Origin of the sequence: Pseudomonas sp. NFPP12 (assembly GCF_900103205.1) — a bacterium.
In the GTDB taxonomy this organism is placed as follows: Bacteria; Pseudomonadota; Gammaproteobacteria; order Pseudomonadales; family Pseudomonadaceae; genus Aquipseudomonas; species Aquipseudomonas protegens.
In genome coordinates, this window is the sequence record NZ_FMWW01000005.1 from 418211 (window position 1) to 433927 (window position 15717).

General features: G+C 63.7%; 17 protein-coding genes. 5 read left to right on the forward strand and 12 right to left on the reverse strand.

Annotated features, from left to right (window positions below):
- Nucleotides 1-25: 25 nt before the first annotated feature.
- The 3 genes from BLS75_RS23065 to BLS75_RS23075 form a co-directional block, all read right to left on the reverse strand.
- Complete coding sequence (locus tag BLS75_RS23065; protein ID WP_072451844.1) at nucleotides 26-658, reverse strand: LysE family transporter; 633 nt, start codon at nucleotides 656-658, stop codon at nucleotides 26-28.
- Nucleotides 659-766: 108 nt separating this feature from the next.
- Nucleotides 767-1348, reverse strand: coding sequence for a mechanosensitive ion channel family protein (locus tag BLS75_RS23070; RefSeq protein ID WP_011064165.1), 582 nt, complete (start codon nucleotides 1346-1348; stop codon nucleotides 767-769).
- Nucleotides 1348-3258 (reverse strand): ATP-binding cassette domain-containing protein, encoded by a 1911-nt coding sequence (locus tag BLS75_RS23075; protein ID WP_011064166.1) that lies wholly within the window; start codon nucleotides 3256-3258, stop codon nucleotides 1348-1350. Before BLS75_RS23075 ends, BLS75_RS23070 begins: the two co-directional genes overlap by 1 nt.
- A 50-nt stretch (nucleotides 3259-3308) precedes the next feature.
- Between BLS75_RS23075 and BLS75_RS23080 the strand changes: the two genes are divergently transcribed.
- A complete protein-coding gene (locus BLS75_RS23080; protein WP_011064167.1) occupies nucleotides 3309-3773 on the forward strand; it encodes a TIGR02444 family protein in 465 nt (154 codons plus the stop codon).
- On the opposite strand, the gene BLS75_RS23085 is transcribed toward BLS75_RS23080, so the two are convergent.
- A complete protein-coding gene (locus BLS75_RS23085; RefSeq protein ID WP_072451845.1) occupies nucleotides 3770-4882 on the reverse strand; it encodes an AlgP family protein in 1113 nt (370 codons plus the stop codon). The genes BLS75_RS23080 and BLS75_RS23085 overlap by 4 nt on opposite strands.
- Before the next feature lie 193 nt (nucleotides 4883-5075).
- On the opposite strand from BLS75_RS23085, the gene BLS75_RS23090 reads away from it, so the two are divergent.
- Nucleotides 5076-5741 (forward strand): FKBP-type peptidyl-prolyl cis-trans isomerase, encoded by a 666-nt coding sequence (locus BLS75_RS23090; RefSeq protein ID WP_011064169.1) that lies wholly within the window; start codon nucleotides 5076-5078, stop codon nucleotides 5739-5741.
- Between the two features lie 60 nt (nucleotides 5742-5801).
- Here BLS75_RS23090 and BLS75_RS23095 read toward each other — a convergent pair whose 3' ends face one another.
- The 7 genes from BLS75_RS23095 to BLS75_RS23125 form a co-directional block, all read right to left on the reverse strand.
- Nucleotides 5802-6260, reverse strand: coding sequence for an Rsd/AlgQ family anti-sigma factor (locus BLS75_RS23095; protein WP_011064170.1), 459 nt, complete (start codon nucleotides 6258-6260; stop codon nucleotides 5802-5804).
- A gap of 207 nt (nucleotides 6261-6467) precedes the next feature.
- Nucleotides 6468-6989: a disulfide bond formation protein B gene (locus tag BLS75_RS23100; RefSeq protein WP_053160388.1), complete on the reverse strand. Its 522-nt coding sequence runs from the start codon at nucleotides 6987-6989 to the stop codon at nucleotides 6468-6470.
- Between the two features lie 153 nt (nucleotides 6990-7142).
- On the reverse strand, nucleotides 7143-8381 hold the full coding sequence (locus BLS75_RS23105; protein WP_011064172.1) for a heme biosynthesis protein HemY: 1239 nt from the start codon (nucleotides 8379-8381) through the stop codon (nucleotides 7143-7145).
- Nucleotides 8378-9517 carry a uroporphyrinogen-III C-methyltransferase gene (locus tag BLS75_RS23110; RefSeq protein ID WP_072451846.1) on the reverse strand — a complete coding sequence of 380 codons (1140 nt, stop codon included), beginning with the start codon at nucleotides 9515-9517 and terminating at the stop codon, nucleotides 8378-8380. The genes BLS75_RS23105 and BLS75_RS23110 overlap by 4 nt, the downstream gene beginning before the upstream one ends.
- Nucleotides 9518-9534: 17 nt before the next feature.
- Nucleotides 9535-10302 carry a uroporphyrinogen-III synthase gene (locus BLS75_RS23115; protein ID WP_072451847.1) on the reverse strand — a complete coding sequence of 256 codons (768 nt, stop codon included), beginning with the start codon at nucleotides 10300-10302 and terminating at the stop codon, nucleotides 9535-9537.
- Nucleotides 10299-11240, reverse strand: coding sequence for a hydroxymethylbilane synthase (gene hemC / locus BLS75_RS23120; RefSeq protein ID WP_041120366.1), 942 nt, complete (start codon nucleotides 11238-11240; stop codon nucleotides 10299-10301). The genes BLS75_RS23115 and hemC overlap by 4 nt, the downstream gene beginning before the upstream one ends.
- A gap of 126 nt (nucleotides 11241-11366) precedes the next feature.
- Entirely contained in the window at nucleotides 11367-12113 is a 747-nt protein-coding gene (locus tag BLS75_RS23125; RefSeq protein WP_072451848.1) for a LytR/AlgR family response regulator transcription factor, read from the reverse strand.
- 626 nt (nucleotides 12114-12739) lie between these two features.
- On the opposite strand from BLS75_RS23125, the gene argH reads away from it, so the two are divergent.
- Nucleotides 12740-14134 carry an argininosuccinate lyase gene (argH, locus tag BLS75_RS23130; RefSeq protein WP_041120368.1) on the forward strand — a complete coding sequence of 465 codons (1395 nt, stop codon included), beginning with the start codon at nucleotides 12740-12742 and terminating at the stop codon, nucleotides 14132-14134.
- Nucleotides 14135-14185: 51 nt separating this feature from the next.
- Here the strand turns inward: argH and BLS75_RS23135 are convergent, their stop codons facing one another.
- Nucleotides 14186-14833, reverse strand: a complete 648-nt coding sequence (locus BLS75_RS23135) for a glutathione S-transferase (protein ID WP_011064178.1) — start codon at nucleotides 14831-14833, stop codon at nucleotides 14186-14188.
- 125 nt (nucleotides 14834-14958) lie between these two features.
- On the opposite strand from BLS75_RS23135, the gene BLS75_RS23140 reads away from it, so the two are divergent.
- Nucleotides 14959-15243, forward strand: coding sequence for a hypothetical protein (locus BLS75_RS23140; RefSeq protein ID WP_011064179.1), 285 nt, complete (start codon nucleotides 14959-14961; stop codon nucleotides 15241-15243).
- Nucleotides 15244-15437: 194 nt separating this feature from the next.
- Nucleotides 15438-15683 (forward strand): TIGR02647 family protein, encoded by a 246-nt coding sequence (locus tag BLS75_RS23145; protein ID WP_011064180.1) that lies wholly within the window; start codon nucleotides 15438-15440, stop codon nucleotides 15681-15683.
- Nucleotides 15684-15717 lie beyond the last annotated feature (34 nt).

A 15717-nucleotide genomic window follows, 5' to 3' on the forward strand; every position in this document is an offset into this window, starting at 1 on the left:
GTCGCCTTTTCTTGTTCCTGCAAACCTAGGCCGCCGCTTTGCGGATAGTTGCCAGAAAACCCGCGGCGCCGATGAACAGGCCGGCGAAGGTGCGGTTCATCCGCCGCTGCTGGACCGGGGTGCGCAACAGGCGCAGGACCTTGGACGCCAGCCCCGTATAGCCGGCCATGACGATCAGGTCGACCACGATCATGGTGGCGCCGAGAATCAGGTACTGCTTGACCAGGGGGGCATGGGGGTCGATGAACTGCGGCAACACCGCCAGCATGAACACCAGCGCCTTGGGGTTGCTGATGTTTACCAGGAAACCGCGAAACACCAGGGCCAGGGGTTTGCCGATGGGGCGAATGGCGGCGTCATCACTGAGGTCGCTGGGCAGCGCGCGCCACTGCTTGACCGCTAGGTACACCAGGTAGGCCACACCGAACCACTTGATGGCATAGAAGGCCGTGGCAGAGGCCGCGAGAATGGCCCCGACACCGGCCGCGACAATGGCAATCTGCATCGCCAGGCCCAGTTGCAGCCCCAGGGCATTCCAGTAGCCGCGCCAGAAACCGTATTGCAGGCCGCAGGACATCGACGCAATGGCGCCGGCGCCCGGGGAAAGACTGATTACCCAACTGGCGGCAAAGAACGCCAGCCATGTCTCAAGCACCATCGCACACCTCGGATCGAATTGGTCGTGACTGCCTAAGCTAATCCTCCGCTTGGCGGCTGACCATATTTTTTTCGCCCAAAGGTGATGCAGCGGCTACAGAGGAAGGGGTTACTTCTCGCCGCTGCCCACGGGCAGCACATCAGTGCCACGCCAGCGGCGCACCGAGCGCTGGAAGAACAGGCTGTTGGGCACCTGGACCATGGCGCTGCCGGTGCCGGCTTCCTCGGCTTCGATCAGGGTGGTGTACAGCAGGTTGATCGCCACGACCCGGCCCTTGACCCCAGGCTTGTCGACGGTGTCCACCAGCTCCACCACGTCACCCAGGCGGAACGGACCAACCGTGAAGATCAGGATCGCGCAGAGCAGGTTGGAGAGCACGCTCCACATGGCGAAGAAGGCCACCGCCGCCACGGCGACGAAGCCTGAAAGGGCGGTCCACAGCACCGTGGCGGAAACCCCCAGGCGCTCCAGCACGAAGATCACCGCGCTGCCCATGATCAGCCAGCGCAGGCCGCCCCGCAGTGGCATCAGCAACTGCGGCGGGAACGGGTAGCGCTCGCCCAGGCGGGTCAGGCCACGGGCCACGAAGCGCTGGGCCAGGTAGCCCGCCAGGAGGATCAGCAGGATCTGCACGCCAATCCACAACGGGCCGATCCACTGGGCCGGCAACGGTAATTGCAGCGCCTCCATCAGGACAGCGCCTCCAGCTCGGCCTGCATGCTTTCCAGCAGTTCCAGGGCCTCCATCCAGGCTTCTTCCAGCTCGGACTCCCGGGTCTTGAGCTTGGCCTGCTCGGCCAGCAGATCCCGCAACTCATCCTTGCGCGCAGCCTCGTACAAACCGCTGTCGCCCAGGCTGGCCTCGATCTTGGCCAGGCGTTCATGCACCTTGCCCAACTCGGCTTCCAGCTTGTCGGCCTCGCGCTTGTGCGGTGCCAGTTGCTGACGCAACGCCGCGGCGGCCTGGCGCTGGGCCTTCTTGTCGGTCTTGTCCGGGTTCACCGGCGTGTTGCTGACCGGGGCATTGCGCTGGCGGTAATCCACCAGCCAACGGGTGTAGTCGTCCAGGTCGCCGTCGAACTCTTCGACCTTGCCGTCGGCCACCAGGAAGAAGTTGTCGGTGGTGCTCTTGAGCAGATGGCGATCGTGGGAGACCACCAGCACCGCACCACTGAACTCTTGCAGGGCCATGGTCAGGGCCAGGCGCATCTCCAGGTCCAGGTGGTTGGTGGGTTCGTCGAGCAGCAACAGGTTGGGCCGCTCCCAGGCGATCAGCGCCAAAGCCAAACGGGCTTTTTCACCGCCGGAGAAGTTCAGCACCGGCTCGTCGATCCGTGCGCCGCGGAAGTCGAAGCCGCCGAGGAAGTCGCGCAGGGTCTGCTCGCGCTCGGTGGGCGCCAGGCGCTGCAGATGCAGCAAGGGACTGGCCTTGGAGTCCAGGGAATCGAGCTGATGCTGGGCGAAGTAACCGACAACGGTGTTCTCGCCCCGGGTCAGGCGCCCGGACAGCGGCTGGAGTTCGCCGGAGAGGTTCTTGATCAGGGTCGACTTGCCGGCGCCGTTGGGCCCCAGCAGGCCGATCCGCGCGCCCGGAGTCAGCTGCAGCTTGACCTTCTCCAGGACCGCACGCTCGCCATAGCCCAGGCGGGCATCGGAGAGGTCGATCAGCGGGCTGGAGATCTTCGTCGACTCACGGAAGGTGAAATCGAAGGGCGAATCGACGTGGGCCGCCGACAGCTCCTCCATGCGTTCCAGGGCCTTGATCCGGCTCTGTGCCTGCCGGGCCTTGGTGGCCTGGGCCTTGAAGCGGGCGATGTAGCTTTCCATGTGCGCGCGCTGCGCCTGCTGCTTCTCGTAGGCTTGCTGCTGCTGGGCCAGACGCTCGGCACGGGCGCGTTCGAAGGCGCTGTAGCCACCGCGATAGAGGGTGATCTTGCGCTGGTCGACGTGGGCCACGTGATCGACCACGGCATCGAGGAAGTCCCGATCGTGGGAGATCAGGAGCAAGGTGCCGGGGTAACCCTTGAGCCACTCTTCGAGCCAGATGATGGCGTCGAGATCCAAGTGGTTGGTAGGTTCGTCGAGCAGCAGCAGGTCCGAGGGACACATCAGCGCCTGCGCCAGGTTCAGGCGCATCCGCCAGCCCCCGGAGAAGTCGCCGACCTGACGGTCCATTTGCTCGTTGGTGAAACCCAGGCCAGCCAGCAGCTTGCGCGCCCGCGCGTCGGCGGTGTAACCGTCGGCGCTGTCCAGCTCGGCATGCAAGCGCGCTTGCGCGGCGCCGTCCTGGGCCGCTTCTGCAGCGGCCAGGTCACGCTGCACCTGGCGCAGGCGCAAGTCGCCGTCGAGCACATAGTCCACCGCCAGGCGCTCGAGGGTATCGACCTCCTGACGCATGTGGGCGATGCGCCAGTCGGCCGGCAGGAAGCAGTCACCCGAGTCCGGGTGCAGCTCACCGCGCAGCAAGGCAAAGAGGCTGGATTTGCCGGCGCCGTTGGCACCGATCAGGCCGGCTTTCTGGCCGGCGTGCAGGGTTAGCTCGGCGTCTTCTAGCAGACGTTGCGGGCCACGCTGTAAAGTCAGGTTCTGAAGTCGAATCATAATGGCGGCGGAGTCTACCAGCTTCGCTAGCAACTGGCGCGAGTAGCAATATGTCCCCTGACCTGTGGAGCTTTGCCCTGAAGACCTACGCCCTGCCCGGTGTGCAGGAGGCCTGCCTGCAACTGCAGGATGGCGGGGCCAATGTCTGTCTGTTGCTCTGTGGCGCCTGGCTTGGCCAAAGGGGGGTCGACTGCGATAAGCAGCGCCTGCAAGCGCTCGAAGAGTTGGCTGCGCCCTGGTATCAGGAGGTGGTCGAACCCCTGCGCAAACTGCGGATTGAGTGGCGAGCCGCCGCGGCCAGCGACGTGCAACTGAGCACCTTGCGCGAACAACTCAAGGCCCTGGAGCTGGATGCCGAACGGCAGTTGCTGCTGCGTCTGCAGGAAGGGGCACGAAAGTGGCCCGAAGCTCAGGCCCGGAGCCTGAATGACTGGCTGGAAGGACTGGCGGCCGAAGCCGCCGTCCGGAACCGCAATGCGCTGCAGGTACTGCGCATCGCGGTGGCCGGCGCTTAGGAAGCGCTGGAAGGGTTGCTGGCTGGAGCCGACGCAGGAACAGCAGGTGCACTTGCAGCTGGTGCCGGCGAGGCAGCCGGAGCAGGAGTTGCAGGCTTGGCCGCTGCGGGCGCGGGAGCTGCAGGTTTGGCAACTGGAGCAGTTGGCTTGGCTACAGCAGGCTTGGCGGCTGCGGGCTTGGCAGCAGGCTTTTTCGCGGCCGGCTTGGCAGCGGGTTTTGCTGCGGGTTTGGCGGCAGCAGGCTTGGCGGCAGGCTTGGCCGCCGATGCCGCGGCTGGCTTGGCAGCTGCAGGTTTGCTCGCGGGTTTGGCCGGAGCTTTTGTAGCGGCGGGTTTCGCTGCCGGTTTAGCGGCCGGTTTGGCGGCAGCCGGTTTAGCCGCAGCGGTCTTGGTGGCAGCAGGTTTCGCTGCTGGCTTGGCGGCTACGGGCTTGGCGGCAGGTTTAGCAGCTGGCTTGGCCGCAGCGGCTTTGGTCGCAGGCTTCGCAGCGGGCTTGGCGGCTGGCTTGGCAGCTACCGGTTTGGCAGCCGCCGCTTTGCCGGCAACAGGCTTGGCCGCTGGTTTGGCAGCTGCGGTTTTGGCCGCGGCGGGCTTGGCTGCACTGGCAGCAACAGGTTTTTTCGCCGCCGGCTTGGCAACAGGTTTGGCCGGTACCTTGGCAGCAGGCTTGGCCGCCGGTTTTTTAGCTGCTACCGCTGCCGGCTTGGCATCACGAGAGCTCAATGCCTTGCCTACCGCTTCCTTCACACGACCCACGCCTTGAGCCAGTTTCAGGCTCTCCTGGGCATCGCGCTTGAGTTGCAGAATGTAGCTGCGGGTTTGTGCCTGACGCTCTTTCAGGGCGTCCAGCAAGTCTTCGAGTTCCTTGACCGCGGTCTTCGCCTTGGCTTGTGCCTTGGCCTTGCCGGCCGCCGCAGCGTCCTGCAGTTTGGTGCGCGATTTGTGCAGTTTTTCCTGCGCCTTGCCCCGTTGTTTTTCCAGCTTGGCGAGCAGTTTTTCAGCATCAGCCAAGGCTTGGGAACAAGCGTTTTCCAAATGTTCGAGCAAGCTGCCCGACAGCTGTTGGAGCAAATGCAACGGAGTATTTACAGGCTTCTTATTGGCCGACATGGTTTACCTCCTGGCTGACGTGAGTTGCGGCTCATACTAGACCTCTGCTGCTACCGCCGCTAGGGCATGTTGACAGTATCGAAAGCCTGGCGTTGCAGCCGAACGAAAATGTTCTTCGCCCCCATCGAAGTTGCTCACCAACGAGCGCTTTGTCGCTGGCATAATCCACCGCAACTCAGGCCGGAGAGTGCCCATGTCGCGTTACCTGTTTTTATCCTTGAGCCTGTTCTTGCCACTGGCTCAGGCGGCTGCCGAAGCACCATCCAACAACGCTCACGATCTTGCCTACAGCCTGGGGGCAAGCCTCGGTGAGCGCCTGCGCGATGAGGTGCCCGACCTGCAGATCCAGGCCCTGGTCGAAGGCTTGAGGGCCGCCTATCAAGGCAAGCCTCTGGCGCTGAAAAGCGAACGCATCGAACAGATCCTTGCCGAGCACGACGCACAGATCAGCGAACAGTCGGCCAAGTCTCAGACCGAGATCGCGCTGAAAAACGAACAGCGCTTTCTCGATGAGGAAAAGGCCAAGCCCGGGGTCCGCCAACTGGAAGACGGCATCCTGCTGACCGAGTTGAGCCCTGGCAGCGGCAACAAGGCCAGCCCCAACGGCTCGGTCCAGGTGCGCTACACCGGGCGCCTGCCAGACGGCACCGTGTTCGATCAGACCCAGCAGCCGCAATGGTTCCGCCTCGACAGCGTGATCGCCGGCTGGCGTAGCGCACTGTCGCAGATGCCCACCGGAGCCCGGTGGCGCCTGGTAATCCCGTCGAACCAGGCCTATGGCACCGAAGGCGCCGGGGACCTGATCGCGCCCTACACCCCACTGGTGTTCGACATCGAATTGCTCGGTGTCGCTGGCTGAAGCGCCACAACGAAAAACGGCACGCCGAGGCGTGCCGTTTTTCCTGGTAGGTTCCTGTGCTCAGGCCTGAGCCACAGCTTCCTGCTTGTGGGCGTTGTGCAGCACTTCGATCAGGCAGTCTTCCAGCTCGAAGCGTTCGTGCAGCAAGCCACCGAGTTCCTTGAACTTCTGCGCCACGCACTGGCCGGCGTCGCACAGGTCATTGAACGCCAGGAGCTTTTCGGTGATCACGTCGATGCGTGGGTAGAGGGTGTCGGCCAACTCCAGCCCGCGCTTGTCGCCAAACGCCTTGGCTTCGCTGGTCAGCTGTTCGTAGATTTCAAAATGGCCGGCGGAGACGTAGTCCACCAGGATCCCGCAGAATTCCTGCAGCGGCTTCTTGCTCTCACTCAGTGCCTCGGGCTCGGCGCCCAGCGCATCATAGGCTCGAACCAGTTCGTGACGCTCCTGCAACCAGCGGTCGATCAGCAGATGCACTCCACCCCAGCGTTCCTGAGCATTCTGACAACTTTCGAGCATGGTGATCTCTCTTCCCTTATGGGTCATGCCGCTTGCCCGCCGCTCCTTTCTGGAGACTCTGGATCCGGTCAGGCATAACAGCATCGAGCAACATAATTCCAGTGACAGGTGCGGGCCAGATTATGCCCGCTCGACTACAGCATCAAGGTACGCAGGAGATAAAGTTCATACAAGCGTTTAATCCCCGCCCTCCTGCCAAACACTGACTCAGGGCAACGCCACGGCCTTGCGCGCGCCCCGTAGCTGACGCCACAGGCGGTAGCCGCTAAAGATCAGCATGATCACGAAAAACAGCAGGCTCCACTCCGGCAAGCTCATGTCCAGCAGGGTCCAGGTGACCTCAGCGCAATCGGAGGTGCCCATGAAAGTCAGCTTCAACGCCTGCCACCAGGACAGCTGGCGGAGCATGAAGGACATGTCCGGCAGGCAGGCCAGCAACTGTTCGGAGGGAATGTTCTGCAACAGCACATGGCGTCCCGCGGTGACCACCCCCAGCAGGCCCAACAGCAGGTTGAGCCCCCAGTAGACCGCCCGCCCCACGCGCCCTGGCCCCTGGATCACGGCCAGCAGATTGACCCCACCCAATGCCAGCAACAGCAGGCGCTGCACGCCCCACAGCGAACAGGACTCGAGGCCGCCACCCGTTTGCAGGTTGAACGCCGCCCACGAGGCCAAGGCCCCCACCAGGAACACCAGGGAGAACAGCAAGCGGGAGCCGGCCAGCGACATGAGATATCCGTAACGGGAGAAACAGGCAGCCACGGTAGAGAAAGCGCTCGCTGCTTTCAAGAAGCGCTATGTCGCAACCGATCGACAACAGCGCCGCAGGTACAGCAGCAAAAGGGCCGGTTGCCTGAAACAGGCAACCGGCCCCGGGACACCTCAGGCCCGCACCGGGACCGGCAGCGGTGAGGCCAGCAGGCGCTCATCGAGCATGCCCAGACCTTCCTGGAACAGTTGGTTACTGCGTTCGGTATCCCCCAGCTGTGCCAGCAGGCGTGCCAGTTCCGCACAGGCTTCGGGGTTGCGTTGCAAGCGCAGGCTGCTTTCCAGATAGTCCCGGGCCTTGCCCCACAGGCTGTTCTGCAGGCACAGGCGGCCCAGGGTCAGCAGCAGGCTCGGATCGTCCGCATGCTCTTTCAGCCAGTGCTCGGCGGTCTGCAACTGGCGCGACGGATCGCTGCCACGCACCAGCCCATAGAGCCGTGCCAGGTGGCTTTCGTACTTGCGCTTGATTGCCGTGCGCAGGGCCTCTTCCGCCTCGGCCCCCGCGCCCAGTTGACGCAGTTGTTCGGCATAGGCCAGCACCAACTGCGGCTCCTGGCGCTGTGCCGAGGTCAACTGTTGCCAGGCACGATTGAGAGATTGCAGGCCGGCAACCTCATCTTCTTCACGACGCGCGGCCAGGGACAGGTTTTCACCCCAGGCCCGACGTTCCAGTTCCTGCAGTTCGCTGGCCGGCAGCGCCTTGTCCTTGCGCAACTCGGGCAACAGACGGATCAGGGCCGACCAGTCGCCACGCTGCTGATGCAGCCGCTGCAACTGGCGCAACACCTGGACGCTATGGGGATGGCGCTCATGCATGGCCTGCAGGGTGCTCAGGGCTCCCTCGGTATCGCCGCGATCCGTCTGCAGTTGGGCGTGGCTCAGGGCCACGGCCAGCTCTGCCTGGGGCTGGCGGGTCAGCGCCCGCTCCAGCAACCGGTCGCATTCTTCATAGTGGCCCTGCTCGTTGGCCGCCCGGGCAGCGCCGAGGTAGTAGAGCAGCGGCTGGCGCTCGGCCTCGGCGGCACGCTGCAGGTGCTTCTGCGCGCTGGCCCAGCGCCCTTCGGCGAGGTCCATCTGACCCTGCTCGATGGCGATCTGCACCCGGCGGCTGCGATTGCGCCGTGACCAGGGATTGACCACACCACCGGACACCATCACCAGCTCGATCAGCAGCTTGATGCCCCAGACCACCAGCCAGACCAGCGCCACCAGGGCCAGGGTTGCCCACAGGCTCGATTCGTAACGGAAGTTGCTGTAGGCGATCAGTACGTACCCGGGATGCTCGGCAATGGCCAGACCCAGCAGGCCGATGGCCGCAATGACCAGCAGGACGATCACATAGGTACGCTTCATGGGCTCGTCTCCTGGGCGCTGTTCGCCGCAGGCTTGGCCAGAGGCTTGACCGACTCTTCGACATTCAGGTTACGCCGCTCCAGGTAGGCCTGGACCGTACTCAGGGTCTTGGCCAAGTCCGGGGTGACGACCGTCACCGGCTGCTTGCTCAGCTCGACCAGGCGCTCGAGCATGATCTTGCTTTGCGGGTTGTCCTGATTGAAGTTGCCGGTGAGCACGTCGCGGGCTTCGGTCAACGCCTGGGTATAGACCGCGGCCTGGCCGTTCAGGGCAGCCCACTGCGCCTGCTCCAGCGCCAGGCTCAGGGCCAGGCGCACTTGGGTCAGGCCCTGACCGGCCAGCAAGGGACGGATGTTCTTGTCGGCGTTGAAGTCGATGCGGAAATAGCGCGAGATCTGATCCCACCACTGGGCCCAGCGGCTGGCGCCGTCACCATCGGCTGTCAGGCCGAGCAGCGATTCACCGCGGTCCTTGTACTCCGGAGCCACGGCGCTCAGTTCCAGCACCTGGTCACGCAAAGCCCCCAGTTGCAGGAACAGCCCGGTGCGGTCCGGCTGCTCGGTGCTGCGCAGGGCCGCCAGGCTCTTGGCCAACTGCTCGCGGGCTGCGAAGGAACCCGGGTCGTTCTGCTCCCTCAGAATATCGTCGGCGCCCTGGACCAGCGCCTGTGCGCTGCTGATGTCCTGCAGCGCCGAAAGACGCAGGCTGGCCAGGCGCAACAGGTGCTCGGCTTCCGCCAGGCGCCAGTCCTTGCGGCTGGCGCCCAGTACGGTTTCCAGGCGCTGGTTCAGGCGCTGCTGGTCACCCTGCAACTGGGCCACCAGACGCCGCCGGTCTTCCAGCTCATCGGCCGCGGGCAGTTGTTCCAGGCGTTCGCTCAAGCGCTGTTCGCTGAGCTTGAGACTCTGGGCCTGATCACCCAGGGCCTGCAACTGACTGAACTGCTGCTGGTTATTGACTTGCAGGTGGCGCACCTGCCAGATCCCCCAGCCACCAACGGCGACGCCCGCCGCCCCCAGCAGCAGGGCCAGAATTGCCAACCCGTTGCCACGACGCTCAACGGTTGGTTTCGTGGGTTCAGCAGGTGTCTCGGGCACCGGCTGGGCTTCATCTTTAGGCAAGGCTGTTTCGCTCACGTATCCATCCTTTGCGTTTAGAGAACGGGCACGGGTTGCTCCCGTAACGCCGTTAGCAAAGCCGCGGCACTGGCGCCGCGACAATCCACAACTTTTTCCGCCCCTGCGGCGTGCGCCATGTCGGCGACCCGGGGGCTTGGAACAAACAACGGCATCTTCGCCAGTTGCGGCCAGGCGGGCCCCGCCAGCTGCCGCAAGTGGCTGAAACCTTGTCCACTGCTGACCACCAGCCCGTTCAAGCGTTCCACTTCAATCCGCTGGAGCAACGCGCCTTCGGCGTAGTGCGGCAGGCAGCGGCGGTAGAGTTCCAGATAATCGACACTAGCACCTAGGGCGCGCAAGCGCTCAGAGAGCAGCTCGCGCCCACCCTCCCCGCGCACGATCAACACCCGTGGATCAGGCCGGCGGATAGCCTCGCGCAATTGGGGAAGTTCAAGCAAGGCTTCACTGTCATCGCCCTGCTGGGGATAGGCCACTGGCAAGCTGGCATCCGCAAGGATCTGCGCGGTAGCGGCGCCTACGGTGAACCAGGCCTGGCCTGGTGGTTGCGGCCAATACTGGCGCAACAGCTCCAGGCCAAGATGCGCCGCCGGCTTGCTGACCACAATCACCGCACAGTACTGGTCGAATGCCAGCAGGGTAGCCCGCTGCGAGTCACTGACCGGCAACGCCTGGATTTCCAGCAATGGCAGGCTGCTGCTCAAAATCTCGGACTGCGCCAGGATCGCCGCCAGCGCGGCGCAGTCCTCAGCCGGCCGGGTCAGCAGCAGGCGCCAGCCAGTCACTCCTCGCCCGCCTCGCCGTAGACCGCGCGCAGAATGTCATCGGCGCCCTGGGCCAGCAGGGCATCCGCCACTTGCACACCCAGCTCGGCGGCCGATGCGCGAGGGCCACGAGCTTCGGCGCTGAGCAGCAGGCCGCCGCTAGGCTCGCCCACCAGGCCGCGCAGCCAGATCTGCTCGCCTTCCAGCACCGCATAGCAGGCAATCGGCACCTGGCAACCACCGTTGAGGTGCTTGTTCAGTGCGCGCTCGGCGGTTACCCGGCTGGCTGTGTCGGCGTGATGCAGGGGGGCCAGCAAGGCGTGGATTTCAGTATCGGCACTGCGGCACTCGATGCCGACGGCGCCCTGGCCACCGGCGGGCAGGCTGTCGTCGACACTGATGGAGGAACTGATGCGATCCTCGAATCCGAGGCGGATCAGGCCGGCGGCCGCGAGGATGATGGCGTCGTATTCGCCGGCATCCAGCTTGGCCAGACGGGTATTGACGTTGCCCCGCAGAAAACGGATCTGCAGGTCGGGGCGACGGGTCAGTAACTGAGCCTGACGGCGCAGGCTGGAGGTGCCCACCACGCTGCCTTCAGGCAACTCGTCGAGGCTGGCGTAGGTGTTGGAAACAAAGGCATCACGCGGATCTTCGCGCTCGCAGATGCAGAACAGACCCAGGCCTTCCGGGAAGTCCATGGGCACGTCTTTCATCGAGTGCACGGCGATATCGGCCTGGTTTTCCAGCAGCGCGGTTTCCAGTTCCTTGACGAACAGACCCTTGCCACCGATTTTCGACAAGGGCGAGTCCAATAGTTTGTCGCCGCGGCTGACCATGGGCACCAGGGTCACGACAAGACCCGGATGGGCCTCTTGCAGACGGGCTTTGACGTATTCGGCCTGCCACAAGGCCAGAGCACTTTTGCGGGTAGCGATGCGGATTTCGCGAGAGGACATGGATCAATCCGTACTGAATAGATACGGCAGATAATAACAGCTCAACCAAATCAGCTTTGACTTGTATCAGAAACCTAGCCTCCTCCCGACGCCAGGCTTCACCCAATGCGGGGCTCAAACCCTGGCCTAGAGCTGTTGCATCATCTTGCGCACGCCCGCCACATGCCGCCGGCTGACAATCAGCGCATCGCCATTGAGGCCCTTGAGGTACAACTGGAAGTGCCCCAACGGTGTGCGCTGCAGACGCTCGATACGCTCGCGGGCCACCAGCGCATTGCGGTGGATACGCACAAAGCGGTCGCCGAATTCATCTTCCAGAGCCTTCAGGGGCTCATCCAGAAGCACCTCGCCGCCCTCGTGGCGCAGGGTCACGTATTTATGGTCGGCGATGAAATACACCACCTGGGCCAGGGGGATGAGCTCGATGCCTTTGCGCGTACGGGCGCTGATATGGCTGCGCGGGCCGTTACCGCTTTCGGCCGCGGGGCGGGTCAGTGCCGCCAGTTGTACACGGTTGGGCTTCTCGGCCTTTTTCAAGGCCTCCAGCAACAGCTCGGAGCGCACCGGCTTGACCAGGTGGACGACGCCGCTGGCCTCGAAGGCCTCCAGAGCGAATTCGTCCGGCGCAGCGCAGAACACCAGCGCCGGAGGCGTCTCGCGCTCGCACAGCTTGCCGGCGACCTGCAGACCGTCCAGCCCTGGCATGCGGACGTCGAGCAAGACGATATCCGGCTTCAGGCTGTCGATCAGGCTCAACGCCTCTTCGCCATTGGTGGCGCTGGGCTCCAGGACACTGTATCCCTCGAGCTCACTGACCATCCGGCTCAGGCGCTCGCGGGCTAGGGGTTCGTCATCAACGATCAGGACATTCATATTGCGCTGGATTCCTGCGTGAGTCTCGCACAAGGATAGCGTAGACAGGTGGAGTGACGTCCGTCACCGCGATCCACGCTAAGACTAGTGCGAAGGCCAAAAAGTGCCGCAAGTCGGGCACCAATATTTGCCCGTGCCTGCCCGATACCGCTCAAGGTCGGCTGATGCGCGACGACGTCGCAGGGAATGCTGGTATTCAACACAAAGCCCCCCTCGTGATTGTGGTCGCCGCCCACCCTGCCCGCACCCGTCTCGTTTGGTGGACGGATTGCCTGGCCCTGCGCGGTGTGAACTTGCTGGAGGGGCCCACTGCGAACACGCGAGGGGTGTTACGCAATTGTGCCGGTCCTCCTGTCCAACTGTAGACGGTTGCCAAGACGATATTGCTCAATCGATAAATATCGTTTGACCGATATCACCTTCCGCACTCAAGGCGCTCACCTCGCAGGAAGCACCTTCGACTGCGCCGACCTCAGTCTCTGCGCCCCCGAGGCCGGCGACAAGCCACCCAGGTGTCCGGCGCAGAAAAAAGCTGCCGACCAGCGCCAGCGACAGCCCGGGCAACCCTGTTATTATCGGCGCCTGTTTTTCACGCCATCTTCCTTCAGCAGATCACGAGCGAATTCATGAGCACTGACAAGACCAATCAGTCCTGGGGCGGCCGCTTCAGTGAACCCGTCGACGCCTTCGTCGCCCGCTTCACCGCCTCTGTCACTTTCGACCAGCGCCTGTATCGCCATGACATCATGGGCTCCATCGCCCACGCCACCATGCTGGCCAAGGTCGGCGTGCTCACCGATGCCGAGCGCGACAGCATCATCGACGGCCTGAAGACCATCCAGGGCGAGATCGAGGCCGGCCATTTCGACTGGCGCGTGGACCTCGAAGACGTGCACATGAACATCGAAGCGCGCCTGACCGACCGCATCGGCATCACCGGCAAGAAACTGCACACCGGCCGCAGCCGCAACGACCAGGTGGCCACCGACATCCGCCTGTGGCTGCGGGACGAGATCGACCTGATCCTCGGTGAAATCACCCGCCTGCAAAAAGGCCTGCTGGAGCTGGCCGAGCGTGAAGCCGAGAGCATCATGCCGGGCTTCACCCACTTGCAGACCGCCCAACCGGTGACCTTCGGCCACCACATGCTGGCCTGGTTCGAGATGCTCAGCCGTGACTACGAGCGCCTGGTGGACTGCCGCAAGCGCACCAACCGCATGCCCCTGGGCAGCGCCGCGCTGGCTGGCACCACCTACCCGATCGACCGCGAGCTGACCTGCCAGTTGCTGGGCTTCGAAGCTGTGGGCGGCAACTCCCTGGACAGCGTTTCGGACCGGGACTTCGCCATTGAATTCTGCGCCGCCGCCAGCGTGGCGATGATGCACCTGTCGCGGTTTTCCGAAGAGCTGGTGCTGTGGACCAGCGCGCAATTCCAGTTCATCGACCTGCCGGACCGCTTCTGCACCGGCAGCTCGATCATGCCGCAAAAGAAAAACCCCGACGTGCCGGAACTGGTACGGGGCAAGAGCGGCCGGGTATTCGGCGCGCTGATGGGGCTGTTGACCCTGATGAAAGGCCAGCCCCTGGCCTACAACAAGGACAACCAGGAAGATAAGGAACCGCTGTTCGACGCCGCCGACACCTTGCGCGACTCGCTGCGGGCCTTCGCCGACATGATCCCGGCCATCAAGCCCAAGCACGCCATCATGCGCGAGGCGGCCCTGCGCGGTTTTTCCACCGCCACCGACCTGGCGGACTACCTGGTACGCCGTGGCCTGCCGTTCCGCGACTGTCACGAAATCGTCGGCCATGCGGTGAAGTACGGCGTGGAAACTGGCAAGGACCTGGCGGAAATGAGCCTGGAAGAGCTGCGCAAGTTCAGCGACCAGATCGAACAGGACGTGTTCGCCGTGCTGACCCTGGAAGGCTCGGTGAATGCCCGTAACCACATCGGCGGCACCGCACCGGCCCAGGTCCGGGCGGCAGTGGCCCGCGGCCAGGCCCTGCTGGCCAGCCGCTAAGCCCTTGCGAGCCTGCCCGCGCCGGCATCCTCTGCCGGTGCGAGCAGGTTCCTAGCGCCCTGACCTTCTGGCGGCCATCAGTGCCGCCTTGTCAGCGGCGATGCGCCGAGCGTTGGGGGTCTGCTCCAGGCGCTCGAGCAAGGCCCGGGCCTCGGGCATCTCGGCCAAAAAATCGATTCCGAACAACTTGTCCCCGACTATCAGGGCAAGGTTCACGCTGTACTGAAAATACAGGTCCGCCACACTCAGGCTGGCGCCCGCTACATAGGGGGCGAACCGGGCATGCCGGCGCAATGCGGCAAAGCCTTGTAGCAATTCGATCCCGGCCTTCTCCTTGATCGCCTCGGGCAGGGTCGCGCCGAAGAACGCTTCAGGGAAACAGGCCCGGGCCGGCAGCTCTATGTACAGTTCGATCTCCTTGGCCAGTGCCAGCACCTGGGCACGTTCGAACGCATCCTTCGGCAACAGCGCCGGCGCCGGCCGCACTTGCTCCAGGTAATCGAGAATCGCACTGGTTTCGCTGATGAAGCCCTGCTCCACCTCCAGTACCGGAACCTTGCCCCGAGGGCTGATAGCCAGCGCCTCGGGGCTCTGGCCGGCGTAGAACAGCACCTCTTCGAAAGGCAGCCCCTTCTCCAGCAAGGCCAGCTTGACCATGTTGTAGTAGTTGCTGATGGCGAACCCATAGAGCTTGAACATCCCGTAGCCTCCAGGCCGTGCAGGGGTTGGCAGGGGTTTTTTATAGAAGGTTAATCCCACTCTGGCCAGCAGCATCGAGCCGCTGAATACGAGTAAACTGGCGACCTTTCCTTGAGGAGCCTGCCATGAGCGAGCCAACCGATATCGACACCGACGAAGAAGAGTTCGCCGAAAATACCCTGATCGAAGCGATCGAGAACCAGATCGAAAGCGACAACCCACCAGCGGCCAAGGCCACGTTCAACAAGCTCACCCTGGTGGGCTACGAGCGCGAGGAAATCCTCAATCTGATGGCCCATGTACTGGCGATCGAGATCGACGCCATCCTCGAACAGGACCGCGCCTTCGACACCCAATGGTACGAAGCCGCCCTTCGCGCCCTGCCGGAACTGCCTCCCGAAAAGCAGTGACACCGCGCTGCCGGAGCGCAGGCTCCGGCACTCTTTCCCACCCGCGCCTCGCGCCCCGACTACACTGCCACCACCCTGCGGCCAAATACCGCTGCACCCGGGGATAAAACTCCTCAGCGAACGCTGGACACGCCGCCTTTCTGCGTTCACCTTAAGAACGCTGACCTCTAATTCCTAGAAAGTCTGGAGTCCTTATGTCGTATACCCCTGAGTTGGTTGCCGAACTGGAAATCCTTGCACTCTTCAACCTGGACAACTCCCAGGAAGGCCTGAAAATCCATCAGACCGCCGCCCCTTCTGCCATCGCCGCCGCCCAACGCCTGTTTGACAAGGAACTGATCACCCAACCCGATGGAGGCTATCTGACCAGCCTCGGGCGGGACGCTGCTGAACATGCCCAGGGCCTGCTGACCATCCTGAACGTCAAAGAAGTCGCCTGAACAACCTGCATCGGCCTGCGGGGTTCCCGTCTGT

Excerpts from the sequence above, each read along its gene's own strand:
- BLS75_RS23065 (WP_072451844.1), bottom strand. The coding sequence starts at position 658 with ATGGTGCTTGAGACATGGCTGGCGTTCTTTGCCGCCAGTTGGGTAATC.
- BLS75_RS23070 (WP_011064165.1), bottom strand. The coding sequence starts at position 1,348 with ATGGAGGCGCTGCAATTACCGTTGCCGGCCCAGTGGATCGGCCCGTTG.
- BLS75_RS23075 (WP_011064166.1), bottom strand. The coding sequence starts at position 3,258 with ATGATTCGACTTCAGAACCTGACTTTACAGCGTGGCCCGCAACGTCTG.
- BLS75_RS23080 (WP_011064167.1), top strand. The coding sequence starts at position 3,309 with ATGTCCCCTGACCTGTGGAGCTTTGCCCTGAAGACCTACGCCCTGCCC.
- BLS75_RS23085 (WP_072451845.1), bottom strand. The coding sequence starts at position 4,882 with ATGTCGGCCAATAAGAAGCCTGTAAATACTCCGTTGCATTTGCTCCAA.
- BLS75_RS23090 (WP_011064169.1), top strand. The coding sequence starts at position 5,076 with ATGTCGCGTTACCTGTTTTTATCCTTGAGCCTGTTCTTGCCACTGGCT.
- BLS75_RS23095 (WP_011064170.1), bottom strand. The coding sequence starts at position 6,260 with ATGCTCGAAAGTTGTCAGAATGCTCAGGAACGCTGGGGTGGAGTGCAT.
- BLS75_RS23100 (WP_053160388.1), bottom strand. The coding sequence starts at position 6,989 with ATGTCGCTGGCCGGCTCCCGCTTGCTGTTCTCCCTGGTGTTCCTGGTG.
- BLS75_RS23105 (WP_011064172.1), bottom strand. The coding sequence starts at position 8,381 with ATGAAGCGTACCTATGTGATCGTCCTGCTGGTCATTGCGGCCATCGGC.
- hemC (WP_041120366.1), bottom strand. The coding sequence starts at position 11,240 with ATGTCCTCTCGCGAAATCCGCATCGCTACCCGCAAAAGTGCTCTGGCC.
- BLS75_RS23125 (WP_072451848.1), bottom strand. The coding sequence starts at position 12,113 with ATGAATGTCCTGATCGTTGATGACGAACCCCTAGCCCGCGAGCGCCTG.
- argH (WP_041120368.1), top strand. The coding sequence starts at position 12,740 with ATGAGCACTGACAAGACCAATCAGTCCTGGGGCGGCCGCTTCAGTGAA.
- BLS75_RS23135 (WP_011064178.1), bottom strand. The coding sequence starts at position 14,833 with ATGTTCAAGCTCTATGGGTTCGCCATCAGCAACTACTACAACATGGTC.
- BLS75_RS23140 (WP_011064179.1), top strand. The coding sequence starts at position 14,959 with ATGAGCGAGCCAACCGATATCGACACCGACGAAGAAGAGTTCGCCGAA.
- BLS75_RS23145 (WP_011064180.1), top strand. The coding sequence starts at position 15,438 with ATGTCGTATACCCCTGAGTTGGTTGCCGAACTGGAAATCCTTGCACTC.